The organism is Chitinibacter fontanus (assembly GCF_013423785.1).
GTDB classification, from domain to species: domain Bacteria; phylum Pseudomonadota; class Gammaproteobacteria; order Burkholderiales; family Chitinibacteraceae; genus Chitinibacter; species Chitinibacter fontanus.
This window is the reverse complement of record NZ_CP058952.1, coordinates 2,622,860-2,644,789: the sequence shown is the minus strand read 5'-3', so window position 1 is coordinate 2,644,789 and position 21,930 is coordinate 2,622,860. Positions and strand designations below refer to the sequence as shown.

General features: G+C 46.4%; 18 protein-coding genes and 1 pseudogene. 13 read left to right on the top strand and 6 right to left on the bottom strand.

What is annotated here, in order from left to right:
• Positions 1-15 precede the first annotated feature (15 nt).
• The 6 genes from HZU75_RS12620 to HZU75_RS12595 all read left to right on the top strand — a co-directional run bounded on the left by HZU75_RS12620 (position 16) and on the right by HZU75_RS12595 (position 6,536).
• Entirely contained in the window at positions 16-2,325 is a 2,310-nt protein-coding gene (locus HZU75_RS12620; protein WP_180306380.1) for an MMPL family transporter, read from the top strand.
• A gap of 89 nt (positions 2,326-2,414) precedes the next feature.
• On the top strand, positions 2,415-2,837 hold the full coding sequence (locus tag HZU75_RS12615) for a DUF3261 domain-containing protein (protein WP_180306379.1): 423 nt from the start codon (positions 2,415-2,417) through the stop codon (positions 2,835-2,837).
• Positions 2,834-4,018, top strand: coding sequence for a beta-ketoacyl-[acyl-carrier-protein] synthase family protein (locus HZU75_RS12610; RefSeq protein WP_180306378.1), 1,185 nt, complete (start codon positions 2,834-2,836; stop codon positions 4,016-4,018). Before HZU75_RS12615 ends, HZU75_RS12610 begins: the two co-directional genes overlap by 4 nt.
• Positions 4,015-4,479, top strand: a complete 465-nt coding sequence (locus HZU75_RS12605; RefSeq protein WP_180306377.1) for a hotdog family protein — start codon at positions 4,015-4,017, stop codon at positions 4,477-4,479. Before HZU75_RS12610 ends, HZU75_RS12605 begins: the two co-directional genes overlap by 4 nt.
• Positions 4,476-5,204 (top strand): 3-oxoacyl-ACP reductase FabG, encoded by a 729-nt coding sequence (gene fabG, locus HZU75_RS12600; protein ID WP_180306376.1) that lies wholly within the window; start codon positions 4,476-4,478, stop codon positions 5,202-5,204. The genes HZU75_RS12605 and fabG overlap by 4 nt, the downstream gene beginning before the upstream one ends.
• A gap of 93 nt (positions 5,205-5,297) precedes the next feature.
• Complete coding sequence (locus HZU75_RS12595; protein WP_180306375.1) at positions 5,298-6,536, top strand: beta-ketoacyl-ACP synthase; 1,239 nt, start codon at positions 5,298-5,300, stop codon at positions 6,534-6,536.
• Positions 6,537-6,565: 29 nt separating this feature from the next.
• Here HZU75_RS12595 and HZU75_RS12590 read toward each other — a convergent pair whose 3' ends face one another.
• Positions 6,566-7,630 carry a class I SAM-dependent methyltransferase gene (locus HZU75_RS12590; RefSeq protein ID WP_180306374.1) on the bottom strand — a complete coding sequence of 355 codons (1,065 nt, stop codon included), beginning with the start codon at positions 7,628-7,630 and terminating at the stop codon, positions 6,566-6,568.
• Between the two features lie 424 nt (positions 7,631-8,054).
• A pseudogene (locus HZU75_RS12585) lies at positions 8,055-8,987 on the bottom strand (IS5 family transposase).
• A 432-nt stretch (positions 8,988-9,419) separates the two neighbouring features.
• Here HZU75_RS12585 and HZU75_RS12580 point away from each other — a divergent pair.
• From HZU75_RS12580 to HZU75_RS12565, 4 genes are all read left to right on the top strand, one after another.
• On the top strand, positions 9,420-10,214 hold the full coding sequence (locus HZU75_RS12580; protein WP_180306373.1) for a helix-turn-helix transcriptional regulator: 795 nt from the start codon (positions 9,420-9,422) through the stop codon (positions 10,212-10,214).
• 305 nt (positions 10,215-10,519) lie between these two features.
• Complete coding sequence (locus HZU75_RS12575; protein ID WP_180306372.1) at positions 10,520-11,551, top strand: alcohol dehydrogenase catalytic domain-containing protein; 1,032 nt, start codon at positions 10,520-10,522, stop codon at positions 11,549-11,551.
• Between the two features lie 170 nt (positions 11,552-11,721).
• Positions 11,722-13,338 (top strand): methyl-accepting chemotaxis protein, encoded by a 1,617-nt coding sequence (locus tag HZU75_RS12570; protein ID WP_180306371.1) that lies wholly within the window; start codon positions 11,722-11,724, stop codon positions 13,336-13,338.
• Positions 13,339-13,850: 512 nt separating this feature from the next.
• Entirely contained in the window at positions 13,851-14,231 is a 381-nt protein-coding gene (locus HZU75_RS12565) for a putative quinol monooxygenase (RefSeq protein ID WP_180306370.1), read from the top strand.
• Here HZU75_RS12565 and HZU75_RS12560 read toward each other — a convergent pair.
• Positions 14,228-15,127, bottom strand: a complete 900-nt coding sequence (locus HZU75_RS12560) for a LysR family transcriptional regulator (protein WP_180306369.1) — start codon at positions 15,125-15,127, stop codon at positions 14,228-14,230. The genes HZU75_RS12565 and HZU75_RS12560 overlap by 4 nt on opposite strands.
• Before the next feature lie 141 nt (positions 15,128-15,268).
• On the opposite strand from HZU75_RS12560, the gene HZU75_RS12555 reads away from it, so the two are divergent.
• From HZU75_RS12555 to HZU75_RS12545, 3 genes are all read left to right on the top strand, one after another.
• Complete coding sequence (locus tag HZU75_RS12555) at positions 15,269-15,556, top strand: antibiotic biosynthesis monooxygenase (protein WP_180306368.1); 288 nt, start codon at positions 15,269-15,271, stop codon at positions 15,554-15,556.
• A 115-nt stretch (positions 15,557-15,671) separates the two neighbouring features.
• Positions 15,672-17,021: a GGDEF domain-containing protein gene (locus HZU75_RS12550; RefSeq protein ID WP_180306367.1), complete on the top strand. Its 1,350-nt coding sequence runs from the start codon at positions 15,672-15,674 to the stop codon at positions 17,019-17,021.
• A gap of 670 nt (positions 17,022-17,691) precedes the next feature.
• Positions 17,692-18,267, top strand: coding sequence for a TMEM175 family protein (locus HZU75_RS12545; RefSeq protein ID WP_180308827.1), 576 nt, complete (start codon positions 17,692-17,694; stop codon positions 18,265-18,267).
• 312 nt (positions 18,268-18,579) lie between these two features.
• On the opposite strand, the gene acuI is transcribed toward HZU75_RS12545, so the two are convergent.
• The 3 genes from acuI to HZU75_RS12530 form a co-directional block, all read right to left on the bottom strand.
• A complete protein-coding gene (gene acuI, locus HZU75_RS12540; RefSeq protein WP_180306366.1) occupies positions 18,580-19,563 on the bottom strand; it encodes an acrylyl-CoA reductase (NADPH) in 984 nt (327 codons plus the stop codon).
• A 53-nt stretch (positions 19,564-19,616) separates the two neighbouring features.
• On the bottom strand, positions 19,617-20,258 hold the full coding sequence (gene acuR / locus HZU75_RS12535; protein WP_180306365.1) for an acrylate utilization transcriptional regulator AcuR: 642 nt from the start codon (positions 20,256-20,258) through the stop codon (positions 19,617-19,619).
• Between the two features lie 207 nt (positions 20,259-20,465).
• Positions 20,466-21,749 (bottom strand): tyrosine-type recombinase/integrase, encoded by a 1,284-nt coding sequence (locus HZU75_RS12530; protein ID WP_180306364.1) that lies wholly within the window; start codon positions 21,747-21,749, stop codon positions 20,466-20,468.
• Positions 21,750-21,930: the final 181 nt, after the last annotated feature.

The following is a 21,930-nucleotide window of genomic DNA, read 5'->3' as shown; positions in this document are numbered from 1 at the left end:
GTGGCAATACTTATCATGAGTATTTTGCTCGCCAACTTATTCCTACGTGGTTTGCCAGTACAAACCAATTTGATGGCGCTGTTGCCAAGCGGCGAAAGCGATCCGGTCGCGCAACGTGCGGTGCGACAGCTTGAGCAGCAAATTGGCGAGCGCCATGTGCTACTGATCGGTGCCAGCACCGCGCCTGCGGCGATTGCCGCTGCCGATCAAGCCGCTGCGCAACTGCTGCAATCTGGCGCGTTTAGCCGCGTGACGCTGCGCCAGCCGCGCGGCGATGCTTTTGCAAGCGCCAAGGCCTTGCGTTACGCGCTGGCCAAGCCTGAAACGATAGCGCTACTCAAACACGGCGAGCTTGAGCAGTTTTTGCAAGATCAAGCCGCGCAACTGTATGGCCCGCTGGGCAGCTTGCGCGCAGCCCTATTAAGCCAAGACCCGCTATTTTTGGCCGGCGATTTAATCAGCCGTCGGCTCGCCGAGGGCATTGATTTTGACCCCAGCAGCGGCGTGGTGTTACTACACGGCGAAAACAAAGTCTGGGCGCTGATCGAAGCCAAAAGCAAAACCAAAGCCTTCGATGATAGTGGGAACGATGGCGGCAATGATGAAGGCAACAACGCCCAATCTGGCCCTGCCCCAACCGCACGTGCGATCAAGGCCGCACTGAGCTTTGCCAAACACACCCCCGGCGTCGATGCGCTGGCCGCCGGCGTGGCGCTGCATACCGATCTTGCGAGCAAAACCGCCAAAGCAGAAATCAACCGCATCGGGATAGGCTCGTGGCTTGGCGCGGTGCTCTTGATGTGGCTGGCGTTTCGCCGCGTCAGCGCAATCTTGTTTTGCCTGATTCCCCTGCTGGTCGCCACTGGCGTTGCGATTTTGGCCACGAGCTCTGTGTTTGGCAGCATTCATGTGCTCACCTTGGTGTTTGGCGCGAGCCTCATTGGCGTCGCGATTGATTATGGCACGCATTGCTTTGCCGATAGCTTGGGGGCGGATCGCAACTGGTCGATCGCTCATGCCGTGCAGCAACTCCGTCCAGCGCTGTTTTATGGCGTTGCAACCAGCGTGACGGGTTACTTGGCCTTGGCGATTGCACCGTTTCCGGGCTTGCGCGAAATCGCGGTTTTTTCATCGACCGGCTTGATCGCCGCCTACCTCACCGTAGTGATGGCGTTTCCGGTTTTACTCAAACACTACCAGCCCAACACCAAGGGTATGCGCTTAACCGAATCGATTATTAAGCTCTACGCACAAATACCCAGCAAAAAATATCTAGTTCTGCTGCTGATTCCAGCGCTATACGGCTTAAGCCAGCTGCGCGCCAACGACGATTTGCATAGTTTTTATACTGTTGATCCTGAGTTGGGCCAGATGGAGCAACGCATTAAAGCGCTGTTTCCGCACGCGCCCGAAAATCAATTTTTCCTCGTCGAAGGACGCGATGCCGAACAGGTTTTACAGCGTGAAAACGCGCTCCTTGCGCAGCTTAATCCGCTTTTAGCGCAACAAAAAGTCAGCTCGGTGCGCGCGATCTCGCAACAATTGCCTGATATGGCGACGCAAACTCGCAATATCGCCACCCTGCAACACGCGCTCGCTGCGCCGCAATACAGCGCGTGGCTACGCGAGTTGGGCTTGAGCGAAACGGCGATCAACGCCGATCGCGCGGCTTTGGCGGCGGCAAAAACGATTGATGTGCAAAGCTGGTTAGAACGTGATTTAGGCCGTGGCGATGCGCTGCTGTGGCTGGGTAAAACCGAGCGTGGCTACGCCTCGCTGGTGTTGCTGTCGAACATTAAAGACAAAAACGCTTTGGCGCAGATTCGCGTCGACGGCGTGCGCTTTGTCGATCGGGTCGATGATTTATCCGATTTAATGGCACGTTACCGTAATCTGGCGCTCGCGCTCACTGCGGCATCTTTACTGGCAATGCTCATGCTGATGGTGCCACGCCACGGCTGGCGCGGCGCAACGCTGATTATTGTGCCGTCGGTTTTAGCCTCGCTCGGCGCGCTGGCGCTGTTTGGCCTAATGGGTATAGCACTGAATCTCTTTTCAGCCTTTGCTTTGCTGATCGTACTGGCACTGGGTATTGATTACGCGATTTTCTTTCGCGAATCGGGAGAAGAAAGTCACTGCGCGATGCTGGGCGTCATGCTCGATTCGAGTACGACACTGCTGTCATTTGGGCTCCTAGCGATGTCCAGCCTTCCCGCCGCGCAATCGTTTGGCTTGATGGTGTTATTTGGCATTAGCCTTGCTTTTATTTTCGCCCCCTTAGCCCGCGTCCAATCATTAAGCACACAGCACCAGCAAACAATATGATCCATCATTTACGCAGCTTATTGCTCATCCTACTGTGCTCGCTTTTATTCGCATGCACCAGTTTCACACCTTTCGTGCAGCAGGCACCAATGCTTGAAGTCAGCGCTTTTGGCCCCTTGGCGCAAAGTGAATTGCTCACCCTAACGGCTGGCGAGCACGTCGTGGCGTTTACGGCGCGGGTTGAAAGCGATGGCGAGACTTTGCGCGTGGTTGCAATCACCCCCACCGGGCAAAGGCTGTTTAGCATTACCCGCCAAGGCAATCAGCTCATCACCGAGCCCGGCCCACTGTGGCCAGCGCAAATGCCCTTGGCGGCAGTGTGGCGCGATTTTGAGATGACGCATGCGCGCGCAAACGCCCAACTCGGCGCCGATTGGCGACGTATTGAGCAAAACGGTGGCGAAGAATGGTGGTTTCGCCAGCAAAGGCAGGCGCAGATCGTGCGCGAAGACGGTAAAATCACGCTCATCCGCCCTGAGTACCAGCTAAGCATCGAGGTATTGCCCGAGTGAGCGCCTATTTAAATCATCTGGGGCTGATATCCCCCTTGGGTATCGGTCTTGACGGCAACATCACGGCCCTACTGTCGGGCCAGCGCGGACTGACACCCGCCGACGCAGCGCTGATTGAACGCCCAACGTGGGTCGGCCAAGCCAAGGGCGAACTGCCGCAGCTGCCGCCCGCACTGGCGCACTATCACAGCCGAAACAATCAACAGCTGTACGCTGCAGCCTTGCAAATCGACGCGCCGATACAGGCCGCGCTAGCGCAATACGGCGCAGCGCGCGTGGCGATTGTATTGGGAACCAGTACGTCGGGGATTGCCGAAAGCGAGAGCGCGCTGGCGCAGCTCGAACAAGGTTTGCCCACTCAGCCCAACTACAGCTACCAGCGTCATGAAATGGGCGATCCGGCGCGATTTTTGGCCGAGCTTTATCAGATCAAAGGCCCGGCTTATACGATTTCGACCGCGTGTTCGAGCAGCGCACGTGCACTGATCACCGCGCGGCGCTTATTGAAAATGAACTTGGTCGACGTCGTGCTATGCGGCGGCGTAGATAGCTTGTGCCGATTGACCTTGAATGGTTTTGCCGCGCTCGAATCGGTCAGTGCTGCGCCGTGCAATCCGTTTCGCGCAGCGCGGGACGGCATCAATATCGGCGAGGCGGCCGCGCTGTTCATCATGAGTCACAACATCGGCCCAGTACGCCTCGCTGGCTACGGCGCGAGCTGCGACGCGCATCATATTTCCGCCCCGCACCCGCAAGGCCGCGGTGCCAGTGCTGCGATGCAAGCGGCTTTAGTCGATGCGCAACTAAGCCCCGCGCAGATTTCGTACTTAAATTTACACGGCACCGCCACACCGCTGAACGACGCGATGGAAAGCCAAGCCGTTGTAGATACATTTGGAGCGTATTTGCCGCCAAGCAGCTCTAGCAAAGCGCTAACCGGACATACCCTAGGTGCTGCTGGCGCACTTGAAGCGGCTTTTTGTTATTTATTACTGCAAAAGCAATTCAATCCAATGCAGCATTTGCCGCCGCAAATCGGCGATGGTGACTTTGATACGAGTTTGCCCGCTCTGCATTGGCCGCAGGCTGGGCAAAGCTACCCGCTCAAGACTGCGATGAGTAATTCTTTTGCGTTTGGCGGCAATAATGTCAGCCTGATTTTCCAAGGAGTTGAACCATGAGCCGCTACACTCCCGCCGAAGTTTTACCGCACGCCGCGCCGATGATTTTACTCGATGAAATCATCGAATTTGACGAACAAAACCTCACTGCGGCCTTAACCGTACCGTGTGATCATTTTTTTAACGATGCGGCGCTCAACGGCGACGTGCCTGCGTATGTGGCGATTGAATACATGGCGCAAGCGGTCGCAGCGCTCAGTGGTTGCCGCGCGCACGTGCGTGGCGAAGCGCCCAAAATCGGCTTTTTACTCGGCACCCGCGCTTTTGAGAGCAATGTCGCCAGCTTTAAACCAGGCACGCACTTAACCGTCAAGTGCAGCGAAGTGATTCAAGGCGACAACGGCATGGGTGTGTTTGAAACAACGGTCACGGGGCGACACAGCGACGGCAGCGAGATCGTACTCAGCGCCCGCATCAACGGCTTTCAGCCGCCTAACCCAGAGGGATTTTTAGCAGCATGAACGACACAATTTTAATTACTGGCGCGAGCGGTGGCCTAGGCCAAGCGATGGCGCGCAAACTGGCGCAAGACGGTTTTGATTTGATTTTGCACTATCGCAGCAATGAGGCGAGCGTGCGCCAGCTGCAAGCTGAAATCACCGAGCTGGGACGGCAAGCGCGGCTGATTTGCTTTGACGTTAGTGATCGCGCGCAAACCCGCGCGGCGATCGAAGCGGATATTGAAGCACACGGCGCACCGTATGGCGTGGTGATCAACGCCGGCATTACGCGCGACACGGCTTTTCCAGCCATGTCTGACGACGATTGGGATTTGGTGCTCGGGACAAATTTGGATGGATTTTATAATGTCGTTCATCCGCTCTCGATGCCGATGATCCGCCGCCGCAAAGCCGGTCGCATCGTCGCGATTGCGTCGGTCTCGGGCCTGATTGGCAACCGTGGGCAAGTCAATTACAGCGCCGCCAAAGCTGGCTTGATCGGCGCGTGCAAAGCGCTAGCGCTTGAATTGGCCAGCCGCAAAATCACCGTCAATTGCGTCGCGCCGGGTCTGATTGAAACCGAAATGGTCGACGATTTACCCGCGCTGGAAGAAATCAAAAAAATGATTCCAATGGCTCGCATGGGCCGCCCCGAGGAAGTGGCCGCCGCAGTGAGCTACTTGATGAGTGAAGGCGCGGCGTATACGACACGACAAGTGATTTCGGTGAACGGCGGGCTGTGTTAAAGCCGCGAACAGCTCTGATTGATCATCGCGCGGTAATGACCCCTCGCGCTCAGGTAAAATACCCTGCATAAAACAAAGCCACATTAAGCAAATATGAAACGTGTTGTTGTCACCGGAATGGCCGGCATTACTTCTTTGGGTTCGGATTGGGCTACGATTGCGAATGCCATGCGTGCGGGCCAAACTGGCATTCGCCGTATTGACGAGTGGGCGCAGTATCGCGACCTCAATACGCATTTGGCTGGCCCCGTACCTGATTTTGCGCTGCCCGCGCACTACACTCGCAAGCACACGCGCTCGATGGGCCGCGTTGCGCAGATGGCCGTGTACGCCACCGAATGCGCGCTAGCAGATGCGGGCTTACTGAATAATCCACAAATTCAGGATGGGCGAATGGGCGTCGCGTATGGCTCGTCGACCGGCAGTACCGAGGCGATTCAGGCGTTTGGCTATTCGCTGATTGAAAAAGACGTGAATGGCCTGAATGCCAATTCGTATTTGCGTATGATGAGCCACACGGCAGCGGTGAATATCGGCGTTTATTTTGGTTTGAAAGGCCGCGTTATTCCGACTTCGAGCGCGTGCACCTCAGGCAGCCAAGGTATTGGCTACGCGTATGAAGCCATTAAATATGGCCAGCAAAAACTGATGGTGGCAGGCGGTGCAGAAGAATTGTGCCCGACCGAAGCGATGGTGTTTGATACGCTGTATGCGACCAGCACCAAGAACGATACGCCGCACACCACGCCGCGCCCATTCGATAAAGACCGTGACGGTTTAGTGATCGGCGAAGGCGCTGGCACGCTGATTTTGGAAGAACTCGAACACGCCCAAGCGCGCGGCGCGCATATTTATGCCGAGATCGTCGGATTTGCCTGCAATTCGGACGGCGCACACGTGACCCGCCCAGAAAGTGCAACGATGGAAATCGCGATGCGCCTTGCGCTCGACAACGCCGATTTAAGCGCAAGTGACATTGGCTACGTCAACGCGCACGGCACAGCAACCGATCAAGGCGATATTGCTGAGAGTCAGGCAACACATCGCGTGTTTGGCGCCAAAATGCCTGTGAGCTCACTCAAAGGCTATTTTGGTCATACGCTCGGCGCTTGTGGCGCGCTAGAAGCGTGGATGAGCATTGAAATGCTCAATGGCGGCTGGTTTGCGGGCAATGTGAATCTCGACTCGCTCGACCCAGCTTGTGGCGCATTGGATTATCTGCCATTAGCTGGGCGTGAAATGCAATGCGAGTATGTGATGAGCAATAATTTCGCCTTTGGCGGCATCAATACTTCGCTGATTTTCCAGCGCTGGGCACAAACCGCGGCCTAGGCAAGCCTCAAAAACTGGCGCTTTATGTTTTAAGCGCCGGTTTTGTGAAATTGCAGCAAAGTATGCGAAATTCCCAAACCATCCCAACTTTGGCCCAGCACTAAACCTGCTTGCTCTGCGCAGGCAATATACTCAGTAGCACGATAAATTTTGCTGTTCCCGCTGGCCATGCAGGTGAAATAAGGCGAAGTATTGATCAGGCAATAGGCTGCAATATCAAATTGCTGTCTATCCCAAAACGTATCCAGAATATACAGCTTGCCGCCCGTGGGCAGCGCTTCGGCGGCTTTGCTTAATATTCGGCCAATATTGTCTAGCGAAAAACACGATAAAAACTGGCTCATCCAGATGACATCGTGCCCTTTTGGAAACGCCAGATCTGCCGAAAGTAAATCGCGCGGAGCTAAGGATACGCGGCCTAATAAGCCTGCAGCCGATAAATTGGCCTGCGCAACATTCAGCTGAATGGGTAAATCAACTAATGTGAGCTCAACGTCTGGATTAAAATCCAAGCACTGTTTCGCCCATTTACCAGTATTTGCCCCAATATCCATCAAGCGCTGCGGCGCTGATTTAAAGACTTTAGGCAAGGCTTCAGGAAAAGCTGAATCGGAATAATAATGGTCAAATTCAAACCATGATGTTTTGGCTGGCTCCGGTAAATCCGATAAACCTTGATAAATAGTTTGCCATGGCCCTAAATGCGCCAAACCCAAGGGTTGCTCGGCATCAAGGCATTTTTCTAAATCAAACAAACCTTGCCAGCATACATCGTGAACATAATTAAAATTAACCTGCGTGAGCTTATCATTGACCAGCATATAGCCGGTTTTTTCGAGCTGCCAGCAATCGTTCACTGACGCGACCACCCCTGCAGATAAGCAACTTTCAAGTAATACATTCAGTGCATAAGCGCTCATTTGATGCTTCGCCATCAATTGCTCACAACTCAACGCCCCTTGCGCTAGGCTGGCTAGCAAGCCTTTTTGCCAAGCAATTCGTACACACTGAAAGACCACAGGGCCGAAAGCAATTTTTTGCGCTTCGTATCTTGCCTGAAAAGCGGTCAAATCAGGGGCGAATCGTTTATTCATGATACTGAGCTGCTTCTTAAAATGAATCAATTGCGTCAATTATCTTACAAATTCGCTAATCAGATAATAGCGGGCACAAAAAAGCACTATGTATTTTTAAGAAGTTGTTCAATTATGGCGTTATCCTTAGTAATTTCAGTCTAAGCATCGAACGAGATTCTAGATACGTGATGCTGATTCAACCATATGGCAAGCACGCGAAAAGTCTTGTGCATTCACTAAACTTTCGGATTAAGTCTGAATTTCTACATGTCAGGCTTCTGCTTAGGCCGAGAAGCTGAAGTCCACAGGCGAGTATCTTGAGGCTGTAATCCTTAACTAAACGGACACTGAAAACACAGTTAGCATTGGATCAATTGGTGATGAACGGGGCTTTGTTGGACAAATCAGTTTGAGGATGAACTACCCCAAACCCCAGACAGATTTATCCCGCACGCACCGTCGTCGGGGAGCCCAATTGCGTAAAGCGGTTTAGGATCGCTGCACGTACTTGCAACTCAGCAACCTGACAATCAAAGTCCCGCGCCATCACGCGCTCTCCCAATAGTTTAAAGCAACACATTTTAGTTTCCACCAAGCTGCGCCAGTGATAGCTCGACCACTTTTTCCATATCCTCCGACCCAAGCGTTTGGTCGCTCGCAAAATCTCATTTCTAGCTCGCGCACCCACCGTATTTTCCTTTCGGAATTGTGCGTTCTTTTGCATGGGAATGATGGCAGTCGCTCCGCGAGCTGCAATGGCGTTGTGGCATTCCTTGCTGTCGTAAGCGCCGTCACCGTAAATCGCTGCTATCTCTTCAGACTCGGGGATCTGCTTCATACAGTTCTGGCAACATGGGCGCATCGCCTGTCTTGTTGTCAGTGACTTCAATCACATGAATTTCAAGGGTTTCGGCATCAATGCCGAGGTGAACTTTGCGCCATTGACGCCGATATTCAGCGCCATGTTTCTTGGTTTTTCATTCACCTTTACCGAGCATTTTGATCCTGTGCTATCGACGAGTAAATGCAGTCCCCCCTGACTTTGACGGGCAGGAATCGTGACTTTCAGCGTTTTTTATCGACGAGAGATCGTGCTCGAATCAGGAACGTTCCAATCTAAGTTGGCGAGCCGAAGTAGGCTTTCAACCATGCCGGTTGCTTGGCGCAATGCGAGGCCAAACAGGCATTTGATGGTGAGGCAGAATTGAATGGCAGCGTCGCTAAAAGTGGGGTTTCGTCCGCGCTTGCCAGTGGGCTCAGCAGCCCATTTCAGCATTGGATCAAGCCAAATCATTAATGCGCCACGCGATTTCAAAGCTGCGTGATAGCTTGGCCAGTTGGTGGTTTTGTACTTGTTGGACGCCGGTTTGCTCATGTAGCTATTCTACCAGCGGCACTACGCCGCGGATTTGTGCAACAAAGCCGCAACAAAGCCTACTAAATACATATATTTTTATATTAATCAAAAAAAACAGCAATAAACAAAACTTTAAAATTTATTATTAAAAATATATTAAAACATAATTTCATGACGCTTAAAATAAAACTAGAAATACTAGTTTACAATACCTAATCGGGGCAATAAAAATCCACCAAAGACGAAAAGCAAACATCAATGAAAACAGAATGTTTACCACCAGTAAAAAAGCCAGATATAGGCCGAAATATAATAAAAATGTACAACATTCCCACACCCAGAAGCTAGACAAATACAGCTTCACCAAAAACAGAAAATCATAACCCAGTTAAGAAATCAATTTTATAATTTAAAATATCAAGCAACCATTAAATGGAATCCATATAAATCATGATTTTCATTAATAACATTGATGGCACTATTTTTAAAAATAAAAACTATGTCTTATTTACTTCACCAACCATAATAGAATTAACATCAGGAAAATTAAGAGTTTTTGATTTATGTTCATCAAAAAACATGAGCCATGGAGAATGGATGTTTGTAAAAGCCGACACCTATTTATGGATAGAATTCGACTGCCACAACACTGAATTCAAAGCCAGATCAATAAGTTTCACAATTAATCCAGAATCAACAAGCAAAGAATGCTGCTTAGAAAAATATCTCACGCACAAACCAAGGTCTGAAGTTAAGCATTTTTACGATTTGATTTTCGAAATAAAAGAAAACAGCATCAACTTCGGAACATCAACAGAATTATTCTTAATAAAATCATTTTACGCAGAATTAAATAGAAACGGCCTACTTTCGGGATTGTTTCACAACAACACAATAAGACTATACCAGAGAATAAAGCACCTAATAGCCAAGAATCCTACTACTGATCATTCGTTAATCTCAGCATCGCATGAGTTTTCAATCACCACAACAAACTTAATAAAAAACCTTTCAAACGAAGGCTCAATCTTTTCTCATATATTAGATTCGGTTAGGTTGTTCTTTGTAATAAAGTTCCTTCTAGATGGAAAATCAATTGAATATGCATCAATACACTCAGGGTTCAATGACACTCAATTAATGTCAAGGAAATTTACCGATTTTTATGGGGAAAATCCTTTTTGCCATATAAGATCCTTAAAGGCCAAGCATGGCGATAATTACGGATATCAGATTGTTATCTAGTATAAAAAGAAAATGACTAAACCTGAAGATAATGTATTTTGCTACAAATGCGCAAAATGGGTTTCATTAAACTCAACAAAATCAATATTTGATGCAAAAAATCGTCAGCGTCACATATGTCTAACATGCGATTCGAAATGCATACGAAAATCGATAAAAACCCAAACATAAGCTTACATGCTTTATTGCGCCATCCATACTCCGCAATCAGGAAAATTGCCATAGACGTAAAAAATATTAAAGTCAAAAAATCAACATAACAACCTATTCAAAAAACAACATAACCACAAAGACCAAAAAATAAAATGCGGTCAATCATATTAGACACAGAAAAAAGAAAGCTTGTAGAAATAGATACAAAAAAACCAGAAAAGAAAGATGAAGAGTTGATTGTTAGAATAGTAGCCGTATCTAGCAACAATATTGACTTTAATGATCTTTACCATTCGAAAACGAACAATTTCAGAAATTATTTGCGCCCGGGTTGGGATGCAGTGGGGGTTGTAGAATCAAAAGGGACAAAAACAGATCGATTTGAGGTTGGGGATTTCGTATGGTATGCAGGGACAATATATAGACCCGGATGCTATTCCGAACTACAAGCAGTTCACCATTCACTTGCGGGTCATTTACCAATGAAAATGGGGCCAAAATCAGCAGCAGCACTTCCTTTAACAATAATATCTGCATATACAATTATGTCGTATATGAAAAACATCATAAATAACAAATTTAGGAAACAGAACAACATTCTAATTTTAGGTGGAGACTCTTATATTGGACACTGCCTTATTCAGCTGATTAAAAACTCGATAGAATTAGATATTTTCATATTAGCAACATGCAACACAAGCAGGAATGCATTATGGATTCAAAATCTTGGACTTTGTCAAACAGTAAGTAAAGATGTCACAGATTTGAAATATATAACCTCATCACTACTGAATGAAGACATAGTAATTGACCTTAGAAACAAGGAAAATCCGTTGAATGAAAGAATATTATTTAGCAACATGCGATTTAACGATATTTTTTTAATTGAGGCAGACCACCCTGGATCCGAGATAAAAATAATTAAGATGTACAGAAATAACTCCGGACTCGAGTCTGTTGTTTTAAAAAAAATAACTCCATTAGCATATGACTTCTTAAAATCAAGCGGCATAACTGCTGGGGAAATACTGAACTACACATCAAAATTAATTGACTCTAGCATGTTTTTCAGTACGATTTCAGTTGATGGAGGAATCTTATCTGCTGCAAATCTAAACAACTTAAAAGAAAAAGATTTAATTTCTTCAAAAAAATTTGTTTTTAGTGCCTTTGATCATCACTAACAAATACAAGTTATTTTTGATTAATTTAATGAGACAGGTAAATCTTTACCTTGCTGGCTTTGGTAAATTTGAAATCGCACTTGTCCATATATTCTTTAATTAATTATTTATTGTGATTAGATACTATATTTTCGTACTAAAGTACGGGGAGATTTACCATGCAGTGGTTGATGAGTTTAAAAATCAAAATACGTCTACAAATTTTGAGCTTTATAGCCCTTGGCGGGATGGCAATCCTGTGTGAGCTGCAATTAAGTACCCAACACCAAAATTTGCTCGACAGCCGTAAAGCCCAAGTTCGCAATCAGGTCGAAACCGCGGCAGCCATTGTGCAGCATTTTCGCGCGCAAAGTGTGCAAGGCAAAATGTCAGATAGCGTTGCCCAGCAAGCCGCCGTGGCTGCGCTGCGCAATGTCCGCTACAACAAAAGCGACTATTTTTTCATCTTCAACACCAAGCAGGTTTACGTACTACAACCGACCAAGCCTGAAATAGAAGGCCAATATAAAGGTGATCAACAAGACACTCAGGGCAAATATATTATTCGGGAAATGAGCAAAGTCGCCCTCGCTGGCGGCGGATTTGTCGATTATTACTTCCCCAAAGCTGGCTCTAGCACGCCGGAACCCAAGCTCTCGTACGCCAAGTTAATCGAAGGCTGGGACTGGATTTTAGGCTCAGGGGTATACATTGATGACATCGACCATGAATTTGAACGCAATTTTTGGCTTGGACTGTTGCAACTAGGGGTAATGGCGCTATTACTGAGTTTGCTGGCTTGGCAAATTACGCTCAGCATTGTGCGCCAGCTCGGTGGTGAGCCACAGGATGCCATCTGTATTATGCGCCGCATCGCCGATGGCGACCTGCAAGCCGATGTGGGGCAGGCCGCCCCCGGCAGCATGCTGGCCAACCTAGGAGAAATGACGCAAGGACTGCGCCAAATCATTCGCCAGATTCGCGCCGACGCTGAAAACTTGGGGACTCAAGCCAGCCAGATTGCCGGCTCCAGCAAAGAAATCTCACAAGCCGCCCAGCGCCAAGCCGATGCCACCACCTCGATGGCGGCGGCGATGGAAGAGCTAACAGTGAGCATCAACCATATTTCGGATAGCTCGCAGATTACACGGCAAACCTCGCAGCAGGCCAGCGAGCTGGCTAGCGCCGGTGTCGTACAAGTTACTGATGCCAGCACCACCATGCAGCAAATTGCCAGCACCGTATCGGATGCCACGGTGCAAATTCGCCAACTCGATAGCAAAGCACGCGAGATTTCCGGCATTGCCGCTGTGATCAAAGATATTGCAGGACAAACTAATCTATTGGCGCTCAACGCGGCGATTGAAGCGGCCCGCGCGGGCGAGCAAGGCCGCGGCTTTGCAGTGGTGGCCGATGAAGTGCGCAAGCTGGCTGAGCGCACTTCGCACGCCACCGTCGATATCGAACAGATGCTGACCGCAGTGCAAAATGACACACTCAGTATCGTCAATGTGATGGAAGGTGCGCTGCCACAGGTAGAACAAGGCGTACTGCTCAGCCAGCATGTGACTCAATCGTTGGAGCGCATTTGTGCTGGGGCGCAAAGCACCTTAAGCCACCTGAACGAAGTGGCTGATGCCACCCGGGAGCAAGGAATGGCCAGTAATAATATTGCCTCGCGTGTGGAGGATATTTCCCAAATGGTTGAGGAAACCAGCACCTCGATTGGGCATAGTGCCGAAAATGCGGCACAAGTGGATCATATTGCGCGCGGCTTAACGCAGCAGCTTAATCACTTCAAAACCTGAGGGCTTTGTTGCCCACAGGAATCATAACTTAGTGATTTTGCCTCCCAAAAATTTTCATGGCGACGGGAGCATTTCCTTCTATAGCAGCAAGCCTTCAGCCATACCAGTTGCGTGGTGCAATGCGATGCTGAATGCGCTCTTGGTAATGAAGCAAAACGGAATGATAGCGTCGCAAAAATGGGAGCTTCGTAAACCGGTAAGCCCAACGCGCCATTCCGTGGTTGGATCGAAACAGAACGTTGATGCATGCACCATGCGATTTCCACGCTATGTGATAGCTTGCATGTTGGTGGTTTTTTAGTGGATGGAGGCTGGTTTGTTCATGCTGCTACTTTCATAGCAACGACAAACCGCTGATCCATACCCTATTTATAAACTATTTCCCATGAAGCTCACGTATAAATTAATTATTTCCAATCCGGATACAGTTAGGTCCATCAAAATAAAGCTCTCACTAATTGTAACCCTTCGGTCAAAACAGTAATTTAGATATATTTAGTCTGAACTTCATTATGCCATCTTATAACTTTTCTGGGGCTACACCTATGGAGCCATTCATTCTAATTTCAACATGCATTATTCACCCCAACAAATATGAATTAGCCAGCGAAGCAGTAGTGAGTTTATCGGTTTTGATGCCAAATGAGCCAGGATGTATGCAGTATTTTATATATCAAAATGTGGATGATTTTAATAATTTAACTATTTTTGAAGAATGGTGTGATTTTCATTCATACATGTTATCAAGAGCATCTCTACGTTATCAGGAACTCGCCCAGCTGCTACATAAAAATATCGACTCTTTCTCGGTTAAACTAAAAAGAATAAATTCATCTGAAATTAATGGCCAAACAATACCGACGACTCTGAAACAAATAGACGACATTGTTTAGTTATTTAAATAGCCACCAATTTCCATTTGAAGGTGATCGCGAAATGACCGACCAAATTCATTGCCAAGTTTCTCAGCTGTGATCAAATTGATCGGTGCTTCTTCACCCGACCAATCGGGCAAAATTTGCACAAGAGTACCTTTCTTTAAATCATCCACTACGTCTAGATGAGATTTGTAAGCAATTCCTCGGCCTTGCCGTGCCCACTCTTTCACGACACAGCCGTCATTGGAAATAAACTCTGGATTTATAGTGACAGTGATTTTTTCTTCACCCTTTGAAAAAGACCAATTTTGTTGAGCTTTTCCTTTGATGTAATAGCTCAAGCAGGAGAATTTATTAAGTTCATTGGGATGAGTCACTTCGCCAATTGACCTTAGATATTCAGGAGACGCGCAAAGAATTCGTCGATTGCCAGGCATGATAGGAAGAGCGATTAAGCCAGAATCAGGAAGTAGACCACATCTAATAGCCAGATCCACTCTTGTTTGATAAAAGTCAACAATCTCATCCGTGAAGAATATTTCAAACTGGATTTGTTTATTCTCGTTTTGGTAAGTATCCAGAAACGAAAGTAATACGCTACGGCCCAGATCGGATGGCATTGTAATCCGTATCTTTTTCTTTATCTTGCTGTTTTTTGCAGTGATCTTATCGATGCCCTCCTCTAGTAGTTCTAAAGCCCTTTTGCTGTAATCGATAAAAATTTCTCCGCTTCCTGATAATCGAACATTACGTGTGGAGCGTACAAGTAAATTTACACCAAGCTCATCCTCTAGGCGTTTTATAGCCATGCTAACAGCCGCAGGCGAGAGATTCATCTCATTTGCTGCATCTGATAAATTTAATGTCTCGCTTACTTTGATAAGTAACTTCAAATCCTTAAGATTTTTCATTTTTCCTCAAAAGTGTTTTAAGCAAAGATGCTTGATATGAAATTGAGTATTGAAAATAATAGCACAACAAACATTAAAGAAAATTAACAATTGTTATTTTATGTTTCACCTTAAAACTAAAAAATATGGCAATGGAATTTTATGACATTAGCAATTGTATCAACCATAGTTCTAAAAGCTAACTCTTACCATCCAATTAAGAAAGCGTTAAAATCCATGGACTCTATTATTAAAAATGAGTATGGATGTTTGAAATTTGAGGTTCATGAGTATGGTGAGTCATGCCCGGTAATTGTCACCTTAGAAGTTTGGAAAAACAAAGATCAATTGAGAAAATATTTAAAGTCTGACTCATTTTTCTCAATTAAAAAATGCCTTAGCCCTCATGTTGAAGATATAAGCTTCAAGGCACTGGATTGTGAGCTTTAATTCACTTTAACTATTTCCATTTTTTATAATTTACTTAATTTTTAAATACGCCAAGCCTAGGAAGTAATGAATGGCAGCCAAAATTTAATATGCCCAATCATCGCAGGGAGATACCATGGATTTTCTTGAAGTAGAGAGGTACTTCTACAGCTTTCTGCATTCAATAATTTGCATTGTCGTAATTTGTTTTATATTTGTTTTTTCTACTAGGATAATTTCAGAACGGGACAAAATAGAATTAATCAACAGAATAGACTGGTCAGAGATAAGTGGTGTTTTTCAGCGTGCAAATGTAAGAATTTTATACTTGGCAGCACTTATTTCAAGTGAAAAAAATCAGGAAGATGATTCTGCTCACATCTACGCCTCAATAGAGGGTGATACCGCAAAAGAAAAAGCTAACTTCTTAGCACTTAAGAGCTTTTTCCCAAAAGGAAAATATTTGCATGAATATATTACTGAGCCAGATTCCATATCAGATGAACGATCGCAAAAATCACCAAAATTTAGTAATGACTCAGATTGTTATGTTGGCTCAGGGAGAATTTCTTTTTTAAAGAAAGGTGATTCATGCGGCAATGATTATTTTATGAAGATAAGTCTCCCTGTATCTTATAAATCCTCATCTCATAATGGTAATAGGCTAGGCGAACTTGGTGTCACTGTAAAAAATAGATTTTATGAAGCAGACTTACAAACCGAATGGAAAGGATTGTTGGGCCATCAGTTCGCCACTAATACTAGCATTAGCTTTTGGGACTTTGAAAAAAAACGATGGGATATCTTATGGTCAAACAATACCATAACAATGGCAGGTGAAAAACTATTTGTACGGACTTACGTAAAAACTGAGAAATTGATTGCCTGGGCTGCCAGTGATTTTATTGGCGATGCTATTGCTTTTATTTTAGCTTTGACTTTAATTTATATTTTTTTTAGGTTAGGACGAAGAAACATTAATTTAAAAACAATGGTTGACTATGATCATTTAACCGGCGCCTTAAGTAGATATCGAATTGAACAAATATGCAACATCGTTATTGACTTCAGTAAAAAAAACAATGTCAATTTATGCATAATAGCAATCGACATTGATCATTTCAAAAAAATTAATGACTCATACGGCCATGCAGTCGGTGATCGAGTATTGCATGAATTTTCTTCCATTGTTATTGGAAGCATTCATAATGGAGATTACTTTGCAAGAGTTGGTGGGGAAGAATTTATATTAGTAATCAAAGGAAACTCCATCGATGGAGAACGTATAGCTCTGCGCCTTAAAGAGTCTCTCAATCGTTATGATTGGAGTACGATTGGCGTGCTTAATGGTGGCGTAACAGCGAGTTATGGATGCACCAATTTGCATGAAAACGACGACTACCATTCACTCAAGGAAAGAGCTGACTCATTGCTTTATTTCGCAAAAAATTCTGGACGAAACTGCATAAAAACTTCGCAGATTTGATCATACTTAATGTATATTACGTAAATCATACCCGATGCTTCTTATTAAAATTGATTTTTGGCCTAGAAGAGGAATAGACTTTAAGGGATTTATTTCTGCTCTTGTATTTTATTTAGATCTATTAGACGTGATTAACTGGAGCATTTATCTCGACGAACTTAGGTACGGCCGAATAGTAGTAATAATTAACCAAAAATTCAGCGATGACGAAGGAAGCACAAAAAATAATAAAATCACACTATTGCTTAAATTTATTCTGAGATTTTCATTTTTTGATATTTCGGTATTGAGAGGAATCAGAAAGGACTTGCCGTGAATCGTATATTTGTAGCTCTTTGGTTTTTAATTTTGATAATGTATTGCATAGTCACCCCTCAGATACTAGTCCATTTTCTTAAAGATTTTCCACTTGTCAATTGGATTGACTATTTTATGTAGGTGCTAAACTTTAACTTGAATGCTTGAATTCATCGAAAGATTACTGTGTACCAAGTTCTGATAATCAGTGTCGTCTTATTTTTCACATCCTGCATTTGATTAATTTCACAATCTACTCATCCCATCTTCAATTCGATTATAATCCATCAGATACTAATGACATACAAATATGTCGCAATTCTACTAATATTATTTCACTATTTGTCTGTACGGCTTGCAAAATTAAGAGGATATATGCAAAAAAAATCGCTTAGAAGCTTTCAGTGATGGCGTTCTTGCCATCATTATTACTATTATGGTGTTGGAAATTAAAGTGCCACACGGTGAGAATTTTGAGACACTACGACCTTTATTACCTGTTTTCATATGTTACGTTTTAAGTTTTGTTTATGTAGGCATTTACTGGAACAACCATCACCATATGCTTCATGCTGCTCGAAAAGTTGATAGTAGAGTGTTATGGGCTAATCTTCACTTGCTGTTTTGGTTGTCACTATTGCCTTTTGCCACAGGATGGATGGGTGAAAACCATTTTGCTAAATTGCCAGTTGTACTCTATGGTTGTGTGCTACTAATGGCGGCCATTGCTTACTGGATTTTGGTGCGGGCATTTATCCATGCAGATGGGCCAGATTCCGTCCTCGCAAAAGCCATTGGGGTGGATCGGAAAGGCAACTGGTCAATCATCCTCTACGTCTTTGCTATCCCGTTAGCCTTTTATCAAGAGCTGTTCGCTGGAGCTCTTTATATTACTGTCGCGATTCTGTGGCTTATTCCGGATCAAAGGATTGAAAGGACGTTATCATAAGATGAATTCACCGCCCTGCTTCGCCTAGGTAATTTCTAATTTAAATACCTGCTAAAGTTTAAAAAGCTTTTACAAAGACTAGCAATGAATAAGGCCGCAACTGCATATTTAGCGGCCCTATTTTTAGCCGTCAGCATTGACACTTCTACTAAAGCAACGATTTTTATAACTTTGTTTAGCGGCCTAGTTCAGTATTCCGCAACAGCTTTGGTTATATTGGTGCGTAATATGCAAAGTATTAATGAGAATACATGCAAGCAGTTTATGCAGCCCAGCAAGCTACTCCTTGATCTGTAAAATACGCCAATCGAATCAGCGCGTAACATCAATTACAACACGTCCGCGCACTTTGCCAGCTAGCAGATCTTTAGCCACGTGAATCACCTCGGACAAGCTGATTTCTGTAACGATGGCATCAAGATTAACTCCGTTAATGTCTTGGGCCAACCTTTTCCAAGCTGCTTCGCGAATAGCCAACGGGGCCATTACGCTATCTATGCCGTAGAGCGTAATTCCTCGAAGGATAAACGGAGCCACAGATGCAGGGAAATCTAACCCTTGCGCCAGCCCGCAAGCGGCAACAGCACCGCCATAGCGGGTCATGGCGCAGGCATTTGCAAGAGTATGGCTGCCGACCGAATCAATCACCGCGCTCCAGCGCTCTTTGCCTAAGGCTTTGCCGGGCGCAGACAGTTCGGCACGATCAATCACTTCCGCTGCGCCTAGCGATTTGAGATATTCGGCGTCCGCCATCCGCCCGGTTGAGGCCACAACGCTGTAACCCTGAATGGCCAGCAAGGCTACGGCGAAACTGCCAACCCCGCCGTTGGCACCTGTCACCAGCACTGGGCCACTTTCTGGGCGTATTCCATGTTTTTCCAGCGCAATTACACACAGCATCGCGGTATAGCCCGCCGTCCCTATCGACATAGCTTGGCGAGCTGTGAGTCTATCGGGCAAAGCCACTAACCAATCGCCTTTTACTTTGGCCCGTTCAGCTAAACCACCGCAGTGAGTTTCCCCAACGCCCCAGCCGTTCAATAAAACCCGGTCACCAGCCTGCCAGCGCGGGTGCAGACTCTCGCTCACAACGCCAGCAAAATCAATTCCGGCCACCATCGGAAAGCGCCGCACTACTGGTGATTTGCCAGTAATTGCCAAGCCATCTTTGTAGTTAAGCGTGGACCATTCGATACGGACAGTCACATCACCTTCCTGTAGCACACCTTCATCAATCTCTTGGTATGCCGCACGGTACCCATTGTCATCCTTGCTGATCAAAATGCCTTTAAACATGCCTGTCTCCTTCTGAATAAATTAGACCAATAAACTATAAATAATTAAAAAAATTATGCGGGGGGTAGCGCCTGCATGAATAAATCCAAAAAAGCCTTCATTGGCCCGCAACTTCGAACCAGACGCGCGCGCAGAACTGCCCCTTCCCAGCCGATCCAGAAAACATGTGCCAACGCAGCGCAATCGGCTTCTTTGTCTAAATCGCCTGAGGCAATCGCCTCTTGCAGGCATTGTTCCAACCGATGCTCCCAGTCACAAAAAATATCTTCTAATCGCTGGCGTAAATTCGGGCTAAGACAACTGACTTCTTGCCCGAGATTGCCGACCAGACATCCACGCGTGAAATCATGGCGCTCGACCCCCGCGCAAGCTTCGTCAACAAACGCTGAAATGCGTGCCAACGGTGCCAGCTCTTGATTTTGGAAGTGACTATTTAACTTGCGGGCAAAATAGTCGGCATAGGCCTCAACCGCTGCGTCAACAAAAGCGTCTTTGCTTGCGAAGTAATGATAAAAAGATCCTTTGGGTACCTGGACTCGCTTGAGTACATCATCGATCACCGTAGCGCTCACGCCATATTGCGTGAGCAGTTCAACGCCACATCGAATCAGCAAAGCCTTGGTATCAGCATAATCAAGGCCATTGTGCGCTGGGCGGCCGCGTGGACGCCGTGGAAGATCGGAAATCGTAGTCATGCACAAATATTAGACCGATTAACTATAAATAACAACGGTCAATTTTTTAAAAAAAACACAAAAATTATGGTCTGTTACTCATCAGGGAGATGTCATTGGGAGCCGATATGCTGAACGGCTGTTTTGGCCGAATTGTCGACACTTCATCAAGCAACACAAATGCCTGCAAACCATCTGGTAGCAGACCTTAACAACTTTACGCCTCTGCTATTTAGAGCTAGTCACCAAGAAAGCATACATGTCTTCGAGGGCCTTTCGTTTTTCTTCGGCAAAGTCGTACATGTTGTAATGGCGCGCTTCCACTCCGTGCAAATTATGCGACTGAAGATGGTTGCGGATTTCGGCATTGACTTGCAGTTTGCTCAGCAAGGTCGTCACGCCAGAGCGAACCCGCTTGAGAGTGAAAGCAGGAATTTGCTCTCCGACGATGTTTTGCGCCCAAGTATTGACGGTTCTGGTGCTCAAGGGGCGACCAGGCGTAACTGATAGCGCGTATTCACCTTGCACTTGAAGCTCTTTCAGCGCTGCCAAAGCAGCAGGAATCAAAGGCACGACAATGGGCCTTACCGAGCCAGTGCGTCCTTTGCTATCCCACAGCACCAACATGTCTTCGTGCACGTCACAGTTTTTCAGGCGCACCAGCTGCTCAAGCCGCTGCCCACCCAACAGCAGATGCAGGCGCAGAAATGCAGTCTGCGCCCCTGCCTTGGAGATCACTTGCCAGTATTTGCGCATGTCGTCAGGCAACAGTGCATTTTTGTCGACGCCAGTATCTTTGGGCTTAACGCCTTCAATATCGGAAACTGGGTTCTGTTTGATTGCGAAGACTTTAAATTCTTCTGCCACGGTGGGGTTGTGATCCGCATTTTTAGCCATGGCATAGGCAGCGTGCAGGTAGGCTTTCAATTTGCGTGCGGTGTTGTATTTTTCCGCCGACCAGATATCACGAAGTACCGTGACGACCTGTTCTGAGCTCACTCGATTCGCCTGAGTATTAGCAATCTCCGGAAAGACCGCTGCCACATTCTTGGCAAACAGATTGCGGGCTTGCTTCGCTGTTTCATGATTGCGTGTGGCCAATGAATCAACATACAGCATGTACAGTTTTTCTAAGGAATGACCTGCCGCAGCATTTTCTTTGGCGAGTGCTTGTTCTTGCAGCTGTTGTTGCGCAATAACGGTCTCGTAGCCCCCATCAGACAGGGCGGCATAGTGCTTTTCAGCCATGCTCTCAGCCGCCATACGGGCAGCCCTGAGCGAGTAACCATTTGGCGTCGGCGATTTACTCAATGGAGGCGCTGAGGAGTCATACAGGCCAATTTGATAGGCTGGCGACTTGGAACCAATAGTCACCCGCCAATAAAACACGACACTACCCTTCCCTGTTTTGCGCAGCACCAAAGTCCCATAAGGGGCAATCGACTCGAGTTTAAGGAATTTGCGAGGCTGTAGCTTCGCAATCACTTCGCTAATGGACACATTGGTTTTCATCTCGGGCTCCACACAAAGGGCAATCACACTCAGAATGCTGTACACAGGATTGTACACAGTTATTTCAAAGATGCCATTAGACAACCCCAGACCCTAAAAGACCATAAACCCTTATAAATAAATGTTTTTATCCATTTTCATCGTCCAACAAAATACGCAAAAATCCAATTACAAGGGACTC

What these genes read in the sequence shown, in the direction of transcription:
- HZU75_RS12620 (WP_180306380.1), top strand. Translation starts at nt 16, where the DNA reads ATGAGTATTTTGCTCGCCAACTTATTCCTACGTGGTTTGCCAGTACAA.
- HZU75_RS12615 (WP_180306379.1), top strand. Translation starts at nt 2,415, where the DNA reads ATGCTTGAAGTCAGCGCTTTTGGCCCCTTGGCGCAAAGTGAATTGCTC.
- HZU75_RS12605 (WP_180306377.1), top strand. Translation starts at nt 4,015, where the DNA reads ATGAGCCGCTACACTCCCGCCGAAGTTTTACCGCACGCCGCGCCGATG.
- fabG (WP_180306376.1), top strand. Translation starts at nt 4,476, where the DNA reads ATGAACGACACAATTTTAATTACTGGCGCGAGCGGTGGCCTAGGCCAA.
- HZU75_RS12595 (WP_180306375.1), top strand. Translation starts at nt 5,298, where the DNA reads ATGAAACGTGTTGTTGTCACCGGAATGGCCGGCATTACTTCTTTGGGT.
- HZU75_RS12590 (WP_180306374.1), bottom strand. Translation starts at nt 7,630, where the DNA reads ATGAATAAACGATTCGCCCCTGATTTGACCGCTTTTCAGGCAAGATAC.
- HZU75_RS12580 (WP_180306373.1), top strand. Translation starts at nt 9,420, where the DNA reads ATGATTTTCATTAATAACATTGATGGCACTATTTTTAAAAATAAAAAC.
- HZU75_RS12575 (WP_180306372.1), top strand. Translation starts at nt 10,520, where the DNA reads ATGCGGTCAATCATATTAGACACAGAAAAAAGAAAGCTTGTAGAAATA.
- HZU75_RS12570 (WP_180306371.1), top strand. Translation starts at nt 11,722, where the DNA reads ATGAGTTTAAAAATCAAAATACGTCTACAAATTTTGAGCTTTATAGCC.
- HZU75_RS12565 (WP_180306370.1), top strand. Translation starts at nt 13,851, where the DNA reads ATGCCATCTTATAACTTTTCTGGGGCTACACCTATGGAGCCATTCATT.
- HZU75_RS12560 (WP_180306369.1), bottom strand. Translation starts at nt 15,127, where the DNA reads ATGAAAAATCTTAAGGATTTGAAGTTACTTATCAAAGTAAGCGAGACA.
- HZU75_RS12555 (WP_180306368.1), top strand. Translation starts at nt 15,269, where the DNA reads ATGACATTAGCAATTGTATCAACCATAGTTCTAAAAGCTAACTCTTAC.
- HZU75_RS12550 (WP_180306367.1), top strand. Translation starts at nt 15,672, where the DNA reads ATGGATTTTCTTGAAGTAGAGAGGTACTTCTACAGCTTTCTGCATTCA.
- acuI (WP_180306366.1), bottom strand. Translation starts at nt 19,563, where the DNA reads ATGTTTAAAGGCATTTTGATCAGCAAGGATGACAATGGGTACCGTGCG.
- acuR (WP_180306365.1), bottom strand. Translation starts at nt 20,258, where the DNA reads ATGACTACGATTTCCGATCTTCCACGGCGTCCACGCGGCCGCCCAGCG.
- HZU75_RS12530 (WP_180306364.1), bottom strand. Translation starts at nt 21,749, where the DNA reads ATGAAAACCAATGTGTCCATTAGCGAAGTGATTGCGAAGCTACAGCCT.